This is a genomic window from Microcystis aeruginosa FD4, from assembly GCF_009792235.1.
Classification (GTDB): Bacteria; Cyanobacteriota; Cyanobacteriia; order Cyanobacteriales; family Microcystaceae; genus Microcystis; species Microcystis viridis.
Genome location: NZ_CP046973.1, coordinates 5,136,310 through 5,154,749, shown reverse-complemented (window position 1 = coordinate 5,154,749; position 18,440 = coordinate 5,136,310). Strand labels below are relative to the sequence as shown.

At 43.6% G+C, this 18,440-nt stretch carries 14 protein-coding genes and 2 pseudogenes; 8 read left to right on the top strand and 8 right to left on the bottom strand.

Translation table 11 applies throughout. The features are described 5' to 3' along the window. Positions 1-5: 5 nt before the first annotated feature. Together GQR42_RS25570 and GQR42_RS25565 are read right to left on the bottom strand one after the other, a co-directional pair. A complete protein-coding gene (locus GQR42_RS25570) occupies positions 6-2,393 on the bottom strand; it encodes a DUF3769 domain-containing protein (RefSeq protein ID WP_158202118.1) in 2,388 nt (795 codons plus the stop codon). Between the two features lie 140 nt (positions 2,394-2,533). Beyond that, a complete protein-coding gene (locus GQR42_RS25565) occupies positions 2,534-2,650 on the bottom strand; it encodes a photosystem II reaction center protein I (protein ID WP_002732356.1) in 117 nt (38 codons plus the stop codon). Positions 2,651-3,120: 470 nt separating this feature from the next. On the opposite strand from GQR42_RS25565, the pseudogene GQR42_RS25560 reads away from it, so the two are divergent. From GQR42_RS25560 to GQR42_RS25545, 4 genes and pseudogenes are all read left to right on the top strand, one after another. Next, positions 3,121-3,396 (top strand): annotated as a pseudogene (locus GQR42_RS25560) (Coq4 family protein); the annotation flags it as partial. A gap of 54 nt (positions 3,397-3,450) precedes the next feature. Continuing rightward, the gene (locus GQR42_RS25555; RefSeq protein WP_158202117.1) at positions 3,451-4,059 is read left to right on the top strand and encodes a DUF1345 domain-containing protein; all 609 of its coding nucleotides are present in this window, start codon (positions 3,451-3,453) and stop codon (positions 4,057-4,059) included. A 148-nt stretch (positions 4,060-4,207) separates the two neighbouring features. Then, positions 4,208-5,611, top strand: a pseudogene (locus GQR42_RS25550) (glutamate decarboxylase). Between the two features lie 171 nt (positions 5,612-5,782). Next, positions 5,783-7,534 (top strand): mechanosensitive ion channel family protein, encoded by a 1,752-nt coding sequence (locus GQR42_RS25545; protein WP_199273245.1) that lies wholly within the window; start codon positions 5,783-5,785, stop codon positions 7,532-7,534. A 164-nt stretch (positions 7,535-7,698) separates the two neighbouring features. Here the strand turns inward: GQR42_RS25545 and GQR42_RS25540 are convergent, their stop codons facing one another. Beyond that, entirely contained in the window at positions 7,699-8,019 is a 321-nt protein-coding gene (locus GQR42_RS25540; RefSeq protein WP_158202116.1) for a hypothetical protein, read from the bottom strand. Between the two features lie 336 nt (positions 8,020-8,355). Here GQR42_RS25540 and GQR42_RS25535 point away from each other — a divergent pair, with 336 nt between their 5' ends. After that, on the top strand, positions 8,356-8,535 hold the full coding sequence (locus GQR42_RS25535; protein WP_158202115.1) for a hypothetical protein: 180 nt from the start codon (positions 8,356-8,358) through the stop codon (positions 8,533-8,535). A gap of 127 nt (positions 8,536-8,662) precedes the next feature. Here GQR42_RS25535 and GQR42_RS25530 read toward each other — a convergent pair whose 3' ends face one another. Beyond that, the gene (locus tag GQR42_RS25530) at positions 8,663-9,775 is read right to left on the bottom strand and encodes a DegT/DnrJ/EryC1/StrS family aminotransferase (protein WP_158202114.1); all 1,113 of its coding nucleotides are present in this window, start codon (positions 9,773-9,775) and stop codon (positions 8,663-8,665) included. Positions 9,776-9,901: 126 nt separating this feature from the next. On the opposite strand from GQR42_RS25530, the gene GQR42_RS25525 reads away from it, so the two are divergent. Beyond that, positions 9,902-10,678, top strand: a complete 777-nt coding sequence (locus tag GQR42_RS25525; RefSeq protein ID WP_158202113.1) for an ABC transporter permease — start codon at positions 9,902-9,904, stop codon at positions 10,676-10,678. A gap of 109 nt (positions 10,679-10,787) precedes the next feature. Here the strand turns inward: GQR42_RS25525 and GQR42_RS25520 are convergent, their stop codons facing one another. Beyond that, positions 10,788-11,804, bottom strand: coding sequence for a type I glyceraldehyde-3-phosphate dehydrogenase (locus GQR42_RS25520; protein ID WP_158202112.1), 1,017 nt, complete (start codon positions 11,802-11,804; stop codon positions 10,788-10,790). Positions 11,805-12,218: 414 nt separating this feature from the next. On the opposite strand from GQR42_RS25520, the gene murC reads away from it, so the two are divergent. Together murC and murB are read left to right on the top strand one after the other, a co-directional pair. After that, positions 12,219-13,646, top strand: a complete 1,428-nt coding sequence (gene murC / locus GQR42_RS25515; protein WP_158202111.1) for a UDP-N-acetylmuramate--L-alanine ligase — start codon at positions 12,219-12,221, stop codon at positions 13,644-13,646. Between the two features lie 335 nt (positions 13,647-13,981). Then, entirely contained in the window at positions 13,982-14,860 is an 879-nt protein-coding gene (gene murB, locus GQR42_RS25510; RefSeq protein ID WP_158202110.1) for a UDP-N-acetylmuramate dehydrogenase, read from the top strand. A gap of 503 nt (positions 14,861-15,363) precedes the next feature. Here murB and GQR42_RS25505 read toward each other — a convergent pair. The 3 genes from GQR42_RS25505 to GQR42_RS25495 form a co-directional block, all read right to left on the bottom strand. After that, positions 15,364-15,651: a HigA family addiction module antitoxin gene (locus GQR42_RS25505; protein ID WP_002767514.1), complete on the bottom strand. Its 288-nt coding sequence runs from the start codon at positions 15,649-15,651 to the stop codon at positions 15,364-15,366. After that, positions 15,651-15,929: a type II toxin-antitoxin system RelE/ParE family toxin gene (locus tag GQR42_RS25500; RefSeq protein ID WP_002803252.1), complete on the bottom strand. Its 279-nt coding sequence runs from the start codon at positions 15,927-15,929 to the stop codon at positions 15,651-15,653. Before GQR42_RS25500 ends, GQR42_RS25505 begins: the two co-directional genes overlap by 1 nt. 311 nt (positions 15,930-16,240) lie before the next feature. Continuing rightward, a complete protein-coding gene (locus GQR42_RS25495; protein ID WP_158202109.1) occupies positions 16,241-18,433 on the bottom strand; it encodes an NACHT domain-containing protein in 2,193 nt (730 codons plus the stop codon). Positions 18,434-18,440: the final 7 nt, after the last annotated feature.

Sequence of the window (18,440 nt, the reverse complement as noted above, 5' to 3'; positions counted from 1 at the left end):
TCAACTTAACGGGTTACTCCATCCACCACCGGACGGACATCGCTGCCCTCAAAATAGCCGGGGTTGCCTGTCCAATTGAAATCCGAGACGCGGATGTTGAGTATTCCCAACTGCAGCACAGGGTTATAGCGCAAAATTAAACTATAGGTGCGACGACTCCATTCGAGAAAATATTCTGTACTGATTTCCTTAGCTTGATCGATACTATAAATACTCTGGAAACCGACGCGAATCGGACCATATACCTGTTGAGTTATACCATAGGACATTGTTTGTTGATCAACAAAGCGATCGAAGAAAAAGGGTGATTGTCCGTTAACTAAACCCTGACTAAAATTGATATTAAACCCGGTATAGTCGAACAAATTGCGGGAAAAACGCCCAAACTGTCCCAATAATCCCACGGTTCCCGTAAGGGAGTTTTGCGTCTCTCCATTAGTGTAATAACTGGTGACACCAGTGACACCGGTGACAAGAGCAATATAGGGTTGAACGGGAAGAGGAGAAAATCTTAAACCTTGGTCGGGAGTCGGTGGTAAAGTAGGGGCAGACCAGAGTAAAAAACTACGATTGAGAGAGACAGCACCCTGAAAACGGCTTAAATTAGTAACATTATCCGTTGCATTGGCCGCTAAGAGATTACTGCGATCGGTGGGTGCGTTAACATTCTGAACAGAAGCTTGATAACTGAGTCTAATATCCGTATTGGGGACGACAATCACCGGTGAGGTCAAAATTGCGCCAAAACTGCTATTAACCGTCTGAAACCCCAAAGAACCGTTAAAAAGACGCTCGCGATAATTGTACTCCACATTGAGCAGATAGGGATCCTGCAACTGTCCGATCGTCTGTTGAAAGCGAATTTTAGAACGAACACTATTTTCGATCTGTTCCAAATCTAAATTAGAAAAAGAAGCTGTCGCTTGCAAAAACGAGCGCTCACCGAAATTAGTGGCAAAATTGCCCAATAAACCAAAAGCTTTCGGACTAAGGGCCGAAACTTCCCCACCTCCGGGGTTAGCTGAGGGAAAAGCATCGGGATTAAGGACTTTTTGAATTAAATATTGCGGTGTCAACTCAAAAATAGTCTTCGGTGTCTCCACTAAAGTTAGGGGACTTTCTACGAAAAATCCGCCCCGATCCTCCCCATCATAGCCCGGAGCAATTAAAAAAGGACGACGACGACGGCGATCGAACGTAAGACTATTAATAAAAGTGGGTGCCACTACCCGTTGATCGAAAACCAACTGGGAATTACTCATCCGCAACTCATCGGTAAAGGGGCCGGTACTGCGAAAAGTGGCGGAATTGGCCCGAACTTCCAATTCAGGAGGGGAAAAAGGGTCATTCGTCAGACGCACATTAGTGGCATTCCACACCTTACCATCAAAATTCAAGCGTTCGGCCTGAAAACGGATACGATTAATCGTTCCCCCCGAGGGACTACTAATATTCTGTCGATCGCGTCGACTGGGATCCTGTCCCCCGACGACAAATTGAAAACCCTCTCCCGTGGTGATTCTCTGCAAGGGTTGATTTAATGCCAAACGATCGGTTAGGGTTGCAAAAGAACTACTGGCCCCTACATCCGTGGGCAGCGTTTGCCCTAAATCCCTAGCGGTACTGGGTTGAAAAATCTCCCCATTAGCATTAAATACCACACCGCTATCCTGGACGAAATAATATTCAAAGCGATCGCCGCGCAGGATTTGATCTCCCCGGGTTAGGATTACCTGGCCCTCCGCTACCGCTAACTTTTCGGGAAGATTAATCTGTAAGCGATCGGCCGTTAGTACACTTTGGGCAAAACGCAGGGTGACATTACCTCTAGCGGTGATAATCTGCCGATTTTGGTCAAATTCCTGCTCATCGGCCACCAATTCTAGGGGTCTTTCCCCTTCTGGATTAGCGACCTGAGCTAGGCTGTTATTGAGGGAAATCAAGTATTCTTGGCTGGTTTTTTCGCCTTTTTTCCTCACTAATAGCCGAGTTGAGCCATTTTTCTGGTTAAGAGCTTTTTGATTTAATCCTGAAACTATCTCGGTTTCGGGATGAATGGTGACATCAACGGATGGGGGGGATGGAGAATTCTGGACAGACAGGGGTTTTCCTAAAGCTGCCGCATCACCTGTACTGCTAGGCAAAGGTTCTAAGGGAATACCCTGATCGGGAACCAAGGGTTTTACCTCGACGGTTTCCGGGGGTGGAGTGACGGTGAGGGGAATAGAAACGCTCTCTTCTGAAGGCTTTTTTGCTTCTAGAGGTGCTGGGGTGACAGGGAGGGGAATTACTGACGCGGGACTATTTTCAGAAACTTGGCGCTCCTCCGTTTCCGGTTCAGCTACAGTATTAATCAGGGCAGGTGGTTCAACAGCTAAGAGAAAAAAAGACATGACTGCACGAGTCGGCGATCGAAATAGAGGACGAGCGAACCTCAATGATACTACCACGATCATTATTTCTAGGGAGACAGGGAAAGTCCGATAACTTGTTCCCTGTGTCTCTACCCTAGAACCAGTTTGATAATTGTCTTCTACTCAAAGTCTTTGCGTCCGGGGTTACGGGTAGGATCGCCGGAAAGGAAGCCAAAGATAAAAAGTAAGACAAAGAAGGAAACAACGATATAAACGGCGATTTTTAGGGTTAACATTACTAAGACGTTCTCCTTAGACTAGATTAATGCCATAACAGGGGTGAGTATACCTTGACCTACTTTACCCTATTTGAGTGATCCCTGAACAGAGAAAAGCGATCGGGGAAGGGAGGGAAAACCTTAACCGCACTGCTGCTTTTATCTGGACTCTCATTCCCCGTTCAGACGGTTCTCGCTCAAACAGACCAACCGAACGAACAGAACATCCGCAAAGAACATCTAGACTATTGTGTTAGTCAACTCACTGTACAAGTGGCTCAGAGCCAGGGGATTGAAGGAATCAAAAAACAGCCAAATTTAACTGGGCCGCAGACTCTCGCTCCCGAACAGAAACAAGAACTGATGGCTTGCAGGGAACAACCGATGCCATCTCCTTCCCCCTAACCCAAAAGTTAAAAGCAGTGATAAAATTGAGCCTAACTTAGGAAGTTTTTGCCATGGAATGGTCTTTTTTGAGAAACTTTGCCATCACTTCTTTACTGATGACTTTTTTTACCAGTGATACTCTGTTAAGTGAGGTGGAAAGTGATGCCGATTTAAATAAAACTCTCGGTTACAAATTCGAGTTAATTTCTCGAGGAATTACCATCGGTCGCCAGGCCCAACCCCTATTCCCGATCAAGTGGGAAGAAGGCTGGGAAAAACCCTTGGATCAATGGCGTGAAGAACTGAATATCAAACCAGTTTTAGACGGGCCTTGGAGTTGGTACAGTTGCCCAGAATTACAAGCAGCGATCGCCTAATTTAACCAGCGGATTTTTATGAGAGAATAGTTAGGGATAATTCTGCTTTGATCTATGGTCAAAAAAACCGCTAGAAAACCCAGCTATACTCAAATTCGCTGGCTCTGTCAAATAATGGTCGCCCTGATGGTCTTAATGCTGCCGGTGACTATTACTCTGCGACTGGTTTTAGCTTTTCTTTTCGCTTTGATAGTGGCAATTATGTTGCTAGCTTACAGAATTTCTTGCCTTGCCCCCTGGCAGTTAGAACTATTAAAATCTCCCAATCATCGGGGGGCATTTCTGGAATCCCTATTGTATACGATCGGCAGTTTCGGACTATTAATTTATCTGATCGCTTCCGAACACGCCATCGTTCATTTTGCTTGCGGTTTTCTGGGTATTATTAGTGCTTGGTTAGCCATACAATTGATCTACAGCCAAGAATATGCAGTGCGCTACTATCATGATGGTAAAGGCCTGGTTTTTCCCGATTGCGATCGACCTAATTGGACGGAATTTCTCTATCAAGGTTTTTGTATGGCGGCTTGTTATCAAACCTCTGATACAAGTATTAATAGTACGGCAATGCGGCAGCTGGTAGCAACTCACGGGATGCTTTCCTATTTTTTATCCGTCTCGATTATTGCTATTATTTTTGGAATGATTGGTAATTTACTCTAAGCAAAAAAGATCTTTTATTAAGGAAGTTAAGTGGGTGGGTGGAATTAAATATAAGATGAACGTAGGTTGGGTTGAAGCATGAAACCCAACGCCCGCATAGTTTACGCTACCGCTAACCCATCCTACAAATAATTGTGCCTCCCTACTTATGGTTCATCAGAAAATTAATCTCGATCGCCTCAGTCCGGAAGAGGCACTAATTACCCCCACCTATGCTTCCCGCGCTCTGACTTCCGCTGTACCTAAATACGAGATTCCCGAGGGGGAAATGCCGCCGGCGGCGGCGTACAATTTAATCCGCGATGAACTCGCCCTTGATGGTAATTCCCGCCTGAATCTGGCTACTTTCGTCACCACTTGGATGGAACCGGAAGCCAAACAATTAATGGCGGAAACCTTCGATAAAAATATGATCGACAAGGATGAATACCCACAAACCGCCGAAATTGAACTGCGTTGTGTGAATATGATCGCTAGACTCTGGAATGCTCCCGAAAACGAAGCGGCAACTGGTTGTTCTACCATTGGTTCCAGTGAAGCGGCGATGTTGGGGGGCATGGCTTTAAAATGGCAGTGGCGCAAACGCCGACAAAAAGAGGGTAAACCCACCGATAAACCTAATTTAGTCATGGGCATTAATGTGCAGGTTTGTTGGGAAAAATTCTGTCGTTATTGGGAGATAGAACCGCGTTTTGTGCCGATGGAAGGGAATCGTTTTCATCTCGAGGCGACGGAAGCGATTAAACTAATTGATGAGAATACGATCGGGGTAATTGCCATTATGGGTAGTACCTTTGATGGTAGTTACGAACCCGTCCAAGAAATTAATGATGCCCTAGAAAAATTGAACAGAGAAACTGGCTGGCAAGTTCCCCTACACGTCGATGGTGCTAGTGGTGGTTTTATTGCCCCTTTTCTCGATCCCGATTTAGTCTGGGATTTTCGCCTCAAATGGGTTAAATCGATTAATGCTTCTGGGCATAAATACGGTTTAGTCTATCCTGGTGTCGGTTGGATTATCTGGCGAGATCGGCAAGAATTGCCAGAATAATTAATCTTTCATTGTAATTATTTAGGCGGTGATCTGCCTAATTTTGCTCTGAATTTTTCTCGCCCCGGCAATCAAGTAGTCGCCCAATATTATAATTTTTTACGCTTGGGTAAAGAGGGTTATCGACAAATTCATCAAGCCTGTCGAGATACGGCCTTGTATTTATCGGGGGAAATCGCTAAGATCGGACCGTTTGAATTAATTACCGATGGCAGCACTATTCCGGTTTTTGCTTGGAAATTAAAGGAGACAATTAGCGATCAATCTAATTATAGTTTATTCGATTTAGCCGATAAATTGCGCGAGCGGGGTTGGTTAGTTCCTGCCTATACAATGCCCAAAAATCGCCAAGATTTAACTGTGCAGCGCGTGGTAATCAAAGAGGGATTTAGTCGCGATATGGCGGCTCTGTTGTTGCGGGATATTCAGTCAGCGATCGCCTTCTTTAAATCTCAGTCTAATTATCAGTCAAAATTATCTGGTTCCCATTTCCATCACTAACAGATGTTGAGGAAAAACTCGCTTAAATTACCTAAATATTGGCAACCCTTACAAAGTTCTGGTGTTGCCAATTTTTCCACTCCTGTCTCAACCTAGGTTCTCTGCACCTCATCGAGGACAGTAATGCCTGAAGCTTACCCGACTACAGACAAAAAAATCTGACTTAATCCTATGCAATTTGTACCAGTTGTCGATATTAATCAAAGATATTTAATGCTAACTACACCATCCAAAGCTAGAGGATGGATGAAAAAAATTGGGCATATCTTGGTCCTATTTATCCTAGTTTTACTACTGACTCTAAGCACCCCTCTTTTGGGAATAGCTCAAAATCCGACACAACCGGAAAATAAAATTGATGGCTTTCCAGTTATGTTAGATGGAAAACCTCTCTTTTTTATCCGGCGGGGAGTTTCTTCATTTTCGGCGGAGGAGAGAGCTAACACTATTACCCGGAGAATTGAAAGAATTGCTCAAAATGATTCTATTCCCGTTGAGAACCTGAAAATTAAGCAGATTCCTGATGATAACTCACTTTATTTAAGTTTAGATCAAGAAGTAATTCTAACGGTGACTGAGGGAGACGCAAAAGCCTATCGTTCAACCCCAGAGGTTTTAGCTCAACAAGCTTTACAAAAAATTAAGGTCGCTATCGCTCAATATCGCCAAGATCGAAAACCAGAACAACTACTTAAGAACATCATTTATACGGTTATAGCCAGCTTTGTTTTCTTGATTATTAGCTTTGCAGTTATCAAAATTTCAGGGAAGCTATTTCCCTTCGTTAGACGTTTGATTGAATCCTTGACACCAGGCATTCAAATCGGGAATGTTGAGATCATATCTTCCTCTAAAATCAGCTTTTTTTGGCTGCGAGTTCTTCGGATAATTCGTTTATTTGTTCTGTTTTTATTATTATTTAACTACACCACATTTGTACTTCGTTTATTTCCCTGGACAAGAGTTTTTGGCGAGAGTATTTTAGGTTATTTTTCTCAATCATTAGAACTGGTTTTGTCAGCCATTGGCCAATATCTTCCCAATGCCTTTATTATTGCCATAATTATTTTTATAACTTACTACTTAATCCGGCTAATTAAGCCCTTTTTTATGGCAATAGAAAGAGGAAATCTGGTTATTCCGGGTTTTTATACTGATTGGGCTAAACCTACTTACAATCTGCTATTAGTCATAATTATTGCCATAGCAGCAATAGTTGCTTTTCCCTACTTGCCCGGTTTTGATTCCCCTGCTTTCCGAGGTGTTTCTGTTTTTCTTGGTCTTCTTTTATCCCTTGGTTCTACTTCGGCAATCGCCAATGTTATTGGTGGAATTATTCTTATATATACCCGTGCCTTTCGCATCGGAGATCATATTCAAGTAGGAGATGTAATTGGCGATCTAATTGAAAAAAACTTCTTAGTCATTCGCATTTGCACTCCCACTAATAAAATCATTACTATTCCTAACTCATCTTTATTAAGTAGTAATGTGATTAACTTTAGTATTTCCTCGCGGGAATTAAACAGATATCTAATTATTCAGACAACGATTACCCTAGGGTACGATCTGCCTTGGCGAAAAGCCCACACAACCTTAATTGAAGCTGCTCTAGAAACTGAGCATATCCTCAAAGAACCCGCCCCTTTTGTCCTGCAAACTAGCCTAGATAATTTTTACATCAGTTATCAATTGAACGCTTACACTAACCAACCCAATTTGATGGTAATAATTTATTCAGAACTCCATCAAAATATTCAAGACAAGTGTAATGAAGCCGGGATTGAGATTCTCTCTCCCAGTTACACCTCCCTACGAGATGGAAATACAACAACCATTCCCGAAAATTATTTACCTTCGGATTATGTTGCGCCTCCCTTTCGCGTTCAATCTTCAGAGAATCAAGAAAACAACATATTGTAACAGAATGACCTCGCGCGCCTGGAAGCGGAACCCTTTGCGTTCTCGCTACGCGAGCGCTTTGCGTTCGCCAATAAAAATGCTAGGTTTTTGAAGAGGGCGAACGCAACTCGCCCCTACCGCTCAAAACCTGGCACCTAATTTGAGATTTATTTGGCAGACCCTAATTATTGCTGCCCTTTCAACAAATCGATGATAGTATTCAGTTTCTCCTCAAGTTTTTGGTTTTCCTCCTCCAATTTAGCAATCTTATCCAACAATGCTTGATTTTCACTGCCTGCCGCCGTCGCCCGCAATTTACGCACATCGCGACCAAAACCCATCAAGGCCGGACGTTCCACATAAGTAACCCAGTGCAGTACCCGCCAGGCTTTGTTGGGTTTGCCTGCCTGAGTCTGACGCAAAGCCACAGCTTCCTCAACATTACTGCGTAACCATTCCGGGTCAACCACATAGTTAAAGAAGTCTTGGAAGTGATTGGTACACATTGTAGCTAATACGAGGATAAGTAATCTTATCGACACTCTCTACTCGCGCTGAGAAATTAATTGAATGGAAACACATAAATAGTTGATTTATGTTCAGGATTTAGGGGGCAAAACTCAGTTTTCATCTCAAAGTTGCTGGCGAAATAACCGGAAACCCTTATTTTCTCGTTGGGGACTGTCCTTGAAAATTGAACATAAAATACTAGAATTATGTTCAAAAATCATCCTTCCAGGGGGTTGTCATCTGCTGGGAAAGAGATTAATCTAGGAACAGATGAGTGAGGTAAACCCAATCTCAAACCAACTACTTTTTTCTTAATTAGGAGTATAATTCCAATGTCCCAACTTCAAATTACTGATTTGGTTCTTGTCAATTCAGAATACGATAAAGTTCAAGATATTACAGAATACGATTACCGAAATATCATGGGCGGAAAAGGAAAACCTAAAGTCGAAGTCAAAACAGAAACGAAACCAGACGGTACGACAGTAGTAACTGTTACCATCACACAGTAGTAACGACTACTATACCATCAATTGAGATGCACCCAAATTGTCCCCCCTTGATAAGGGGGGAATCTGACAATTTTTAACACCTACCTACTTAATTCATAATTCATAATTCCTAATTCCCGCTGATAACTTAGGAACTATGCAAACAATCTTTCAGCGCATAGGCTACCTGTTGTTGTTCCTCGCAGCTTAAATCGGGAAACATAGGTAAAGATAACACTTTTTCACTGGCCAATTCAGCCACGGGTAAATCACCTTTTTTATAGCCTAAATACTGATAAACCGGCTGTAAATGTAGGGGAATCGGATAATAAACCATAGATAAGACATCTTTTTCCTGCAAAGCCGCCCGAATTTGGTCACGATTTTCCGTTAGGATTGTGTACTGATTCCAAACGTGCTTACCCCCGGCTAAAGCGGCAGGTAAAGTGATATTAGGCAAAGGTTGCAGTAATTCCCGATAACGTTGGGCAATCTCGATCCGTTGATTATTCCAAAAATCGAGATATTTCAGCTTAATTTGCAAAATAACCGCTTGAATGGCATCTAAGCGGCTATTCACCCCAATTACCTCGTGGAGATAACGCACCTTGCTGCCGTGTTCTTTAATCATGCGAATTTGTGCCGCTAACTCGGGGTTATTGGTGGTAATTGCGCCACCATCGCCACAACCGCCTAAATTTTTGGTGGGAAAGAAGCTAAAACAGCCAATATCGCCGATACTCCCCACTTTCTGCCCATGCCATTCTGCTCCCGTTGCTTGCGCGCAATCCTCAATCACCAATAAATTATGAGAACGAGCGAAATTTACCACCTCAGACATATTGACAGATTGCCCAAAAAGGTGTACTGGGATAATCGCTTTAGTCTGGGGAGTAATCGCTTTTTCCAACAGTGCCACATCGAGGTTAAAAGTATTGATATCGATATCGACAAAAACCGGTGCTGCCCCGACTAAATTAATCGCTTCGGCGGTGGCAATAAACGAAAAAGTAGAAGTAATTACTTCATCCCCCGCTTGAATACCGAGGGCGCGCAGTGCCAGATAAAGGGCATCGGTTCCCGAATTACAGGCAACAGAATCGCTAACACCATGATAGAGGGCAAATTGTCGTTCTAATTCGCTCACAGCTTCACCGCCAATATAGCGCCCAGAACGGAGGATTTCTAAAACGGCATGGTTAGCTTCTTCGCTGATGACTTGGTATTGACGGGATAAATCGACGGGGGGAATTTTACTCACGCGCTTTCACTCAAATTAGAGACTAATCGGGATTTGTTGGGGAAAAGAAGGAATAATTAGTCAAAAATAATTATAAACTTGCTATTTATAGATGAAGTATTGTTGTAATTTGTTTCTTTTATTTTTATGGATGGATTAGTAGAACTAAATCTGGTGGATTTGGGTTGGGCTTTGGGGATGATGGGTATTTGTTTACTCCTCTCCCGTTGGTCAAATTTAGCTCTAGAGGGACAATTATTATTAGCGACCGGTCGATCGATCTTGCAATTATTAGTGGTAGGCTACGTTATCGCCGTTATTTTTTCCCTGGATAATCCTCTAGCCGTGCTGGGGATTTTGGCAGTAATGATGACTATTGCGACTATTGTTGCTAAAAATCGCATTGATAGCCGAGATAAAGGCTTATTACCCCTAGTTTTTGGCTCTTTATTGATTAGTAGCTGTCTAACTTTAGGTTATGCGATCGCTTTAATTATTCAACCAGAACAATGGTACTCGCCCCAATACTTAATTCCCTTGACGGGGATGGTGTTAGGGCAAGCGATGAATAGTGCCTCTTTAGCCGGGGAAAGATTAAGCAGTGCCATTAAAAGTCACCGTTTGGAAATCGAAACCCATCTTTGTTTGGGGGCAACCCCTCAACAATCGATCGCAGCTGATCAAAAAGCAGCGATTCGAGCTAGTTTAATCCCCACCCTCAATCAGATGATGGTAGTGGGTTTAGTCAGTTTACCCGGAATGTTCACCGGACAGGTATTGGCAGGAAGTGAACCTTTAAACGCCGCTTCCTACCAGATACTGATCCTGTTTATGATTGCCCTAGCTAACCTCATCACCGCTCAATTGGTGACAGAGGGAATCTATCGGCGCTTTTTCGGTGAGAATTTATCACTTATCAGTTAACAGTTATCAGTTAGTCAGTTATCAGTTATCAGTTATCACTAGCCACTAACCACTCCTGACTCCTAATTAACGCCCACTGTTCACTGATTACTGTTTACTGATCACTGATTTAGCCTTTCCACTTGCTGGCGACGACTTCAGCGAGATCAACCACGCGTTGAGAGTAACCCCATTCGTTATCGTACCAAGCGATAACTTTCACCATATCGCCACCCATCACCATGGTGAGACTAGCATCAATGATCGAGGAGGCATCAACACCGCGATAATCAGAGGAAACGAGGGGTAAATCATTATATTCGAGAATTCCTTTCAAAGAATTTTCCGCAGCTTCTTTGAGAACTTCGTTTACCTGTTCCGCGATCGTGCTTTTTTCCACTTGCGCGACTAAATCCACTACAGAAACGTTAGGAGTGGGTACACGCAGGGCGATACCGTTAAGTTTCCCTTTCATTTCGGGGATAACTAAGGCTACAGCTTTGGCAGCACCGGTGGAGGTGGGAACGATGTTAACGGCTGCGGCGCGAGCGCGACGCAGATCTCGGTGACTAGCATCAAGAATGCGTTGATCACCAGTGTAACTGTGGGTGGTGGTCATCGTCCCTTTGATGATGCCGAAGTTTTCGTGAATCACTTTGACGACAGGAGCAAGACAGTTGGTGGTACAACTGGCATTACTGATGACGTTGTATTTATCGTGTTCGTATTCGTGAGCGTTGACACCGACAACATAGGTTCCCACACCCGAACCTTTACCCGGTGCGGTAATGAGGACTTTTTTAGCTCCTGCGACAATATGCTTAGAAGCGCCCTCTTCATCGACGAAAACACCGGTAGCTTCGATCACTAAATCTACACCCCATTCTGCCCAGGGCAGATTGAGGGGATTGCGATCGGAATAACATTTAATGGTTTTACCGTTAACAATTAAAGAATTATCATCGGCATCGATATTAGCGTTAAGTTTGCCTAACATCGAGTCATATTTGAGCAGGTGAGCGTTACTCCGGGGATCTGATGTATCATTGATCCCCACTACCTCCAAGCCACTATCAGTCCGTCCTAACCAACATCTTAGGAAATTACGTCCAATCCGTCCGAAACCATTGATCGCTACTCTAATCACTGCTGCTTGCCCTCTACGTTTTAGTGCAATACATAAAAAAATAATTAATGTTCCCAATCATACCTTAAAGGTTGAACTTTGCGATCCCGATCGAAAATAATTTATTACATCACCATTCAGGAGATAGGAGACTCCGAGACTCCGAGACTCCGAGACTCCGAGACTCCGAGACTCCGAGACTCCGAGATTATTTTTATTTATTCTCCCCACAACCCACAACCCACACCCCACACCCCACACCCCACACCCCAAAAAAAAGGAATTGGGAGAAAAAATTTTAATTCTGCGTCAAGGATTTTGCAAGGCAACTGGGCAACATTTTGGAATTCTGCTCAAATGCCCCTATCATGAAGTTGACTTTACTACCGATCGAGTTTAAAACTTATATAAACGTGGGTTTGAGGAGTGAAAACAGTGAAAAAAGTTAATTTTAACGGCCAACCTTTCCATTTCATCGGTATTGGCGGTATTGGGATGTCAGCCCTTGCTTATATCTTAGCCAAGCGCAATTTACCCGTGTCTGGCTCCGATTTACGTCCTACTCATATCACCCAACGGCTACAGGGAGCGGGAGCGCACATTTTCCACCGTCAAGAGGCAAATAATTTAGCTTTATTTCATTCTCCGGGCCCTCAAAACAGTGGCCAAACGGTTCCGCAAGTAATCTGCTCCACGGCGATTAATGACCATAATCAGGAATATCAAGCGGCCAGAGACTTAGGATACCCAGTTTTTCACCGTAGCGACGTTTTAGCGGCTTTAATCGCTGATTACGACAGTATCGCCGTCGCTGGAACCCACGGAAAAACCACCACTAGCAGCTTAATCGGTTACGTTTTGTTAGAAGCGGGATTAGACCCCACGATCATTGTCGGTGGTGAGGTGGACGCTTGGGAAGGTAACGCTCGTCTTGGTCAAGGTCGTTTTTTAGTGGCAGAGGCCGATGAGTCCGATGGTTCCCTAACCAAGCACGCCCCGAAAATCGGCGTAATCACTAATATTGAGCTAGATCACCCCGATCATTACCAGAATTTAAGCGAAGTTATCGATACTTTCCATGAATTTGCCCATCAGTGCCAGATTTTAGTCGCTTGTTTAGATTGTGACACGATCGCCGAGCATTTCCGTCCGACGATTAGTTATAGTCTCGATCCCGAAAAAGGTGCGGATTACACCGTCAGCGAGATTATCTATGAAAAGGGAATGATGAAAGCTTCCGTCTGGGAAAAAGGCAGTTATCTGGGACAAATGGAAGTGAAAATCCCGGGGCAACATAATATTAGCAATGCTTTGGCAGTGGTTGCCATCGGACGTTATCTCGGTTTAGAATTTGCTGTTATTGCCGATGCGATCGCTACTTTTGCCGGAGCAAAACGCCGTTTTGAACACAAGGGAGAAGCAAACGGCATCACTTTTATCGATGATTATGCCCACCATCCTAGCGAATTGTTAGCTACTTTAGCAGCGGCAAAATTAAAGGTAGAAGGCAAACAGTACCAACGTTCGATCGCTATTTTCCAACCCCATCGCTACAGTCGCACCACTGCCTTTTTAGAGGAATTTGGCTCCGCTTTCAGTTCCGCCGATGTGGTAGTCTTAACGGATATTTATAGTGCCGGGGAAGTGAATATCAATCACGTCACCGGGCAGCAAGTGGCCGAACAGGTGAGAAAACACCATAAAAATGCCTACTATCACCCCGAATTGAGTTCTTTAGGTCAATTCCTGCTAGAAATTCTCCAACCCGGCGATCTAGCTCTGTTCCTCGGCGCTGGCAATCTCAATCAAGTTATCCCCGAAATGCTCTCTCTTTACCGCGAACAATTAGCGGTTAGAGTATAGATTCAGTGATCAGTGATCAGTTATCAGTTATCAGTGATCAGTGATCAGTTATCAGTTATCAGATGTAAGTTTTAAGTTAATTAGTTATTTATTTATCAGATGTAAGTTAATTAGCTATTTAGTTATTTATTTATAGCGGTTCTCACATCTGTGTGGCACAGTTTAACCTTTGCTGATTAAGCTTTTCAGGATTGAGAATGTACCTCTTGTCAACAGGAAACGCTATATCTTCATCTTTATCCCTGTTTACTGATTACTGTTTACTGATTACTGTTTACTGATCACTGTTTACTGTTTACTGTTCACTGAAAATGCTCCCCAACCCCTAAAACCCTATGATTAAAACCTCTGTTTCTCTAGCTGATTTCACTTCCTACCGGGTGGGGGGAAGAGCGCAATGGTATGCCGAACCAGTTAATCTAGAGGAATTAAGAGAAGTGTTCGCTTGGTGGCGATCGGAAGATTTGCCCTTGACTGTTTTGGGGGCTGGTTCAAATTTACTAATCAGCGATCGAGGTTTACCCGGACTTGTCCTCAATACTCGCCATCTGCGATCGAGTCGTTTTGATGGCGAAACTGCTACGATTACAGCAGCAGCGGGGGAACCCCTGCCAAAAATAGCTTGGAGAGCGGCAAAACGGGGCTGGAGGGGCCTAGAATGGGCGGTGGGTATCCCCGGTACGGTGGGGGGTGCTGTGGTGATGAATGCGGGGGCGCATACCTCCTGTGTGGCGGATCGATTAGTGCGGGCGCTGGTATTAAATCCCGATGGTCAGTTAGAAACTTTAAGCAAAGAAGATTTAAATTATAGTTATCGCAGTTCTTCTCTGCAAGGGGAGCAACGTTTAGTTATTGAGGCCACATTTCAGTTAGAAGCTACCGATAATTGCGAGGAAATAATGGCAATTACTACCCATAATTTACGCCATCGCAAAAGTACGCAACCCTATGATCGTCCTAGTTGTGGTAGTGTTTTCCGCAATCCTAAACCACAATTCGCTGGGGCTTTAATTGAGGAAATGGGATTAAAAGGTTATCAAATTGGTGGGGCGCAAGTATCAGAGTTACACGCTAATTTTATCCTGAATATTGGTTCAGCAAAAGCCTCGGATATTCTGCGTTTAATTCGTCATGTGCAGGAACAAGTGTTCGATCGCTGGTCCCTCTGGTTAGAACCAGAAGTGAAAGTTTTAGGGGAATTTGACGGGATTTAACTATTTTTCTCGATAACGGTTGAACTCAGCCACGATGGGCTGGAGTGCGACGGCAGATATTTTTATAATCCTCTAGCATGGTGCGTTCCCCAAAAATCTATTGGTGGAGCAGTAGGAGCCACATTAGGGAACGCACCCTACAGCGATGGCGATCGTACTATTTTTAATATATCTCGTGGGTGGTGCGTTACATTTAATTAGGGTCTGCTGAATAAATCTAAAAACCTTGTTGGATAGGACTTTTAGACTTTTTTACCCTCAAAAAGTGCCAGCCATTGCGGGGATCGGGGGGAAAATTCAGGGACTTTTTCTCTGAAAATTAGGTAATTGACCAGATGAAAATTGGTAAAACCCTACACCCTACACCCCACACCCCACACCCTACCCCCACGAGAAACTTTTTCAGCATACCCTAATTAACGCACCCTACGCGATCGGCGATTTGCTATGCAGTGCCTTCGGCATCGCACTGGGGTGTTGAGTCCGTCGGCTGCAAACCCTGGTTAGACAACTGATAGCCGTTTGACTTTGATATTGCCAATTGTCTGCTCTGCTTGCCATAGATCGTATTGCATTTGCTGATTGAGCCAACTTTCAGGAGATGTATCGAAAGCTTTCCCTAAGCGAATTGCCATTTCGGGGCTAATACCTGCCCTACCATTTAAGATGGCAGATAGGGTTTTTCGACTTACACCCAATGCTTCAGCAGCCTCAGTCACAGTCAGATTCAAAGGTTCGAGACAAAGTTCTTTAAGAACTTCACCAGGATGTGGTGGATTATGCATTTTCATCAGTGGTAGTCCTCAAGATCGACATCACAAGCATCAACACCGTCAAAGGTGAAAGTGATCCGCCAGTTTCCAGATACTCTCACCGTCCAGGTTCCTTTACGTTGCCCTGCCAGTTCATGAAGTACCAATCCGGGTAAGTTCATGTCTTGCGGTGAAGTTGCAGCACTGAGACGAGCCAGAATCAGCCGAATTCGTTTGGCATGATTTGCCTGAATGCCTCGGGTGGTTCCCGACTCAAAGAACTGCTCTAGTCCTCGATGCTTGAAACTGACTATCATCCATTAAGTGTAACCCATAACGTTACTGGTTACAACCCAACGATAAAAAAATAACGCCTACTATTTTTAATATATCTCGTGAGTGGTGCGTTACGACGGATTGCTAGTCCTAAGTAAGAGCAGAGATTGTCGCCGTCTAACGCACCCTACTGGACTATTAATTATACGGAAACTTTCCGTATATTACGCCCAAAAGCGTGTTAGCCAGATTAGCCTACTGCTAGTGGAGCGGTAGGAGCCACATTAGGGAACGCACCCTACAAGATTGGCGATCGCTATGTTTTTCTTTTCGCCAACTCAGCCATACATGATCAGCTACCACTCTGGGCAAAATGGTCGAGTAATTCCCGGTGCAGGAAACGGTAACGCCCACCAACACGCAATAGTAAACGCCGCTCGACACAGTAGTTAAGGAAACGGGCAAAATTCCAGGGTATTGTGCCACTCCGCCAAAGGGTAAGACGCAGGAAAAGGTGCTGTATACAGGCTCTTCCACCGAAAAAGAAACCGACGATTAGCATTACAAACACTCCTACCTTAAGTGATTGGAAAAAAATAAGGATTAATTGATTCATCCAGTTATGATTTTTGGATATTCCTGCCATTACAGAAAAAGTGAATAAAGCTATAGTAATAGTACCTACAGCTAGAGGATAACTAAATGTAGTTGCCCACAATACACTTTGCAATGAGTTCCATATACCTTGATTGGGACGCAATTGGTCTTTCAATTCCTGATCTTCTAGAACTAGAACAGTTAACCCATAAATTAGCCCACAAATTAGCCCACAAATTAGCCCACAAATTAGCCCAATAATCACTCCAAAAATTAACCAATGAACTAGCTCAAGAATCAACCCAAAAATTAGTCCAAAAATTAATCCATAAATTAGTCCATAAGTTAGTCCTAAACCAAATGCCTTTAAAATCTTTCGTCTTGTTGTACTTGACATTAAAAGTTGAAACACTTCTACTGGTTTAATCTTATTCGCATCAGATGGTAAAACAAGCAATAAAAAAATTAACAGATAAAAAATCAGCAGATTATTCATGAACAGATCAGTCAGCCATTTCCAAAACCCAACATGATCTAAAAAAAACCAAACCACCAGATTTATCAAAAACCCAACCACCCGTTCAACCCAGGATATAAACTTTGATATCCACCCAGGCTTCTCCGAAATTGCCCCAGAATTTTCCGAAATTGCCCCAGAATTTTCCGAAATCGCCTCAGAATCCTTCTGCAAATGTTTGGTTTCGATCCAACTCGGCTGCATTTTCTCAATCAGTAAATCCACCGTCTTGTTAGCCTGCAATTGCCGTGCGATCCAGCTTAGACTGCTGATAGTTTCCTGAAATTTAGGTTCCGTTTCTACAGTTTTGTATGCCCATTCTCGCTTTTCTATTGCTTTATAGCGATCGCGTTCTCGCCTATCAAAAGACAACTGACGCTCAATATACTTCTCTAATAGGTCTTTCTTGCTGAGAATGGGGTTATTAGGATCATACACATCGGCGGTTAGCTTAACGAATAGAGGCACCCGCAATAAGCCAGAATCGCCCTCTAGGGTGTTTTTTAGAAGGGCTTGCAGAGTAGGATTAGTTTGCATTGCTGACCATAATTCCGGGCGGTGGATACTGTGGAGATAAGCCTCAATTTGCCCGTCAGATAAAGGCTGGAGACACACCGCACCTCCGAGATAACGCAACTTGATATTTACTGTTTCAAATTCCTTTACCCGACAGCAAACCACCAATTTGGGATATTTTCGCGCAAACTCATTTAGCTTGACGGTGCATTTTTCCTGTCTTTCTAACCCTAATTCATCTAAACCATCCAACAGAGGCAATAATATCTCTCCCTCTAACCATTGCTCATAGCGTTTGTATTTGCGATCGCCACCGTACAAATCATACAATTGTTCAATTAGCCAATCGTGAATACTTTGCTTATCATCGCGCCAAGTGGAAAGCTCAAACATAGCAGGAATAAAGGTTTTAGGCTGATTTATGGCACCACAAACCAACTGTTCAGCTAAACTCAACAACGCCGTCGTTTTCCCCGATCCAGGCGCACCTAAAATTAGCAGTTTTCCCTCAATATCATCCCGCCCAAACGTCTCAATTAGCATTGTATTGGGATCGAGAATACCGCAATCTTTGCCATCAATCTGCAACCTGCGATCGGCTTCTAAAAGTGAGCGATTTACCCAGGATGGTTGTTCCGCGATCGCCACATCCATAAAAATGCGATCGCGTCCCAAAGTATCAGTCAATCGCTGGCGAATTTCCGGTAACTGTTTCTCCTTTAATACTCGCTTTCCCCAATCCCAATCTATTTCAATAGGTTCTGATTTACCAAACAAACGCTGGGTAATATTGTTAATGATAACTCGGTTATCATCGCTATTGAGAAAGCTGACAGCATCCCGCCCTGCTTGTTCTTGCTGAACCGAGCTATTCTGGATCGTGCTATGGTCAATATTCTGATCCTGGGAAGCCATTACTCGT

Coding starts and splice junctions, on each gene's coding strand:
- GQR42_RS25545 (WP_199273245.1), top strand. CDS start 5,783: ATGCAATTTGTACCAGTTGTCGATATTAATCAAAGATATTTAATGCTA.
- GQR42_RS25535 (WP_158202115.1), top strand. CDS start 8,356: ATGTCCCAACTTCAAATTACTGATTTGGTTCTTGTCAATTCAGAATAC.
- GQR42_RS25540 (WP_158202116.1), bottom strand. CDS start 8,019: ATGTGTACCAATCACTTCCAAGACTTCTTTAACTATGTGGTTGACCCG.
- GQR42_RS25570 (WP_158202118.1), bottom strand. CDS start 2,393: ATGTCTTTTTTTCTCTTAGCTGTTGAACCACCTGCCCTGATTAATACT.
- GQR42_RS25500 (WP_002803252.1), bottom strand. CDS start 15,929: ATGATAGTCAGTTTCAAGCATCGAGGACTAGAGCAGTTCTTTGAGTCG.
- GQR42_RS25555 (WP_158202117.1), top strand. CDS start 3,451: ATGGTCAAAAAAACCGCTAGAAAACCCAGCTATACTCAAATTCGCTGG.
- GQR42_RS25565 (WP_002732356.1), bottom strand. CDS start 2,650: ATGTTAACCCTAAAAATCGCCGTTTATATCGTTGTTTCCTTCTTTGTC.
- murB (WP_158202110.1), top strand. CDS start 13,982: ATGATTAAAACCTCTGTTTCTCTAGCTGATTTCACTTCCTACCGGGTG.
- GQR42_RS25505 (WP_002767514.1), bottom strand. CDS start 15,651: ATGAAAATGCATAATCCACCACATCCTGGTGAAGTTCTTAAAGAACTT.
- GQR42_RS25495 (WP_158202109.1), bottom strand. CDS start 18,433: ATGGCTTCCCAGGATCAGAATATTGACCATAGCACGATCCAGAATAGC.
- GQR42_RS25525 (WP_158202113.1), top strand. CDS start 9,902: ATGGATGGATTAGTAGAACTAAATCTGGTGGATTTGGGTTGGGCTTTG.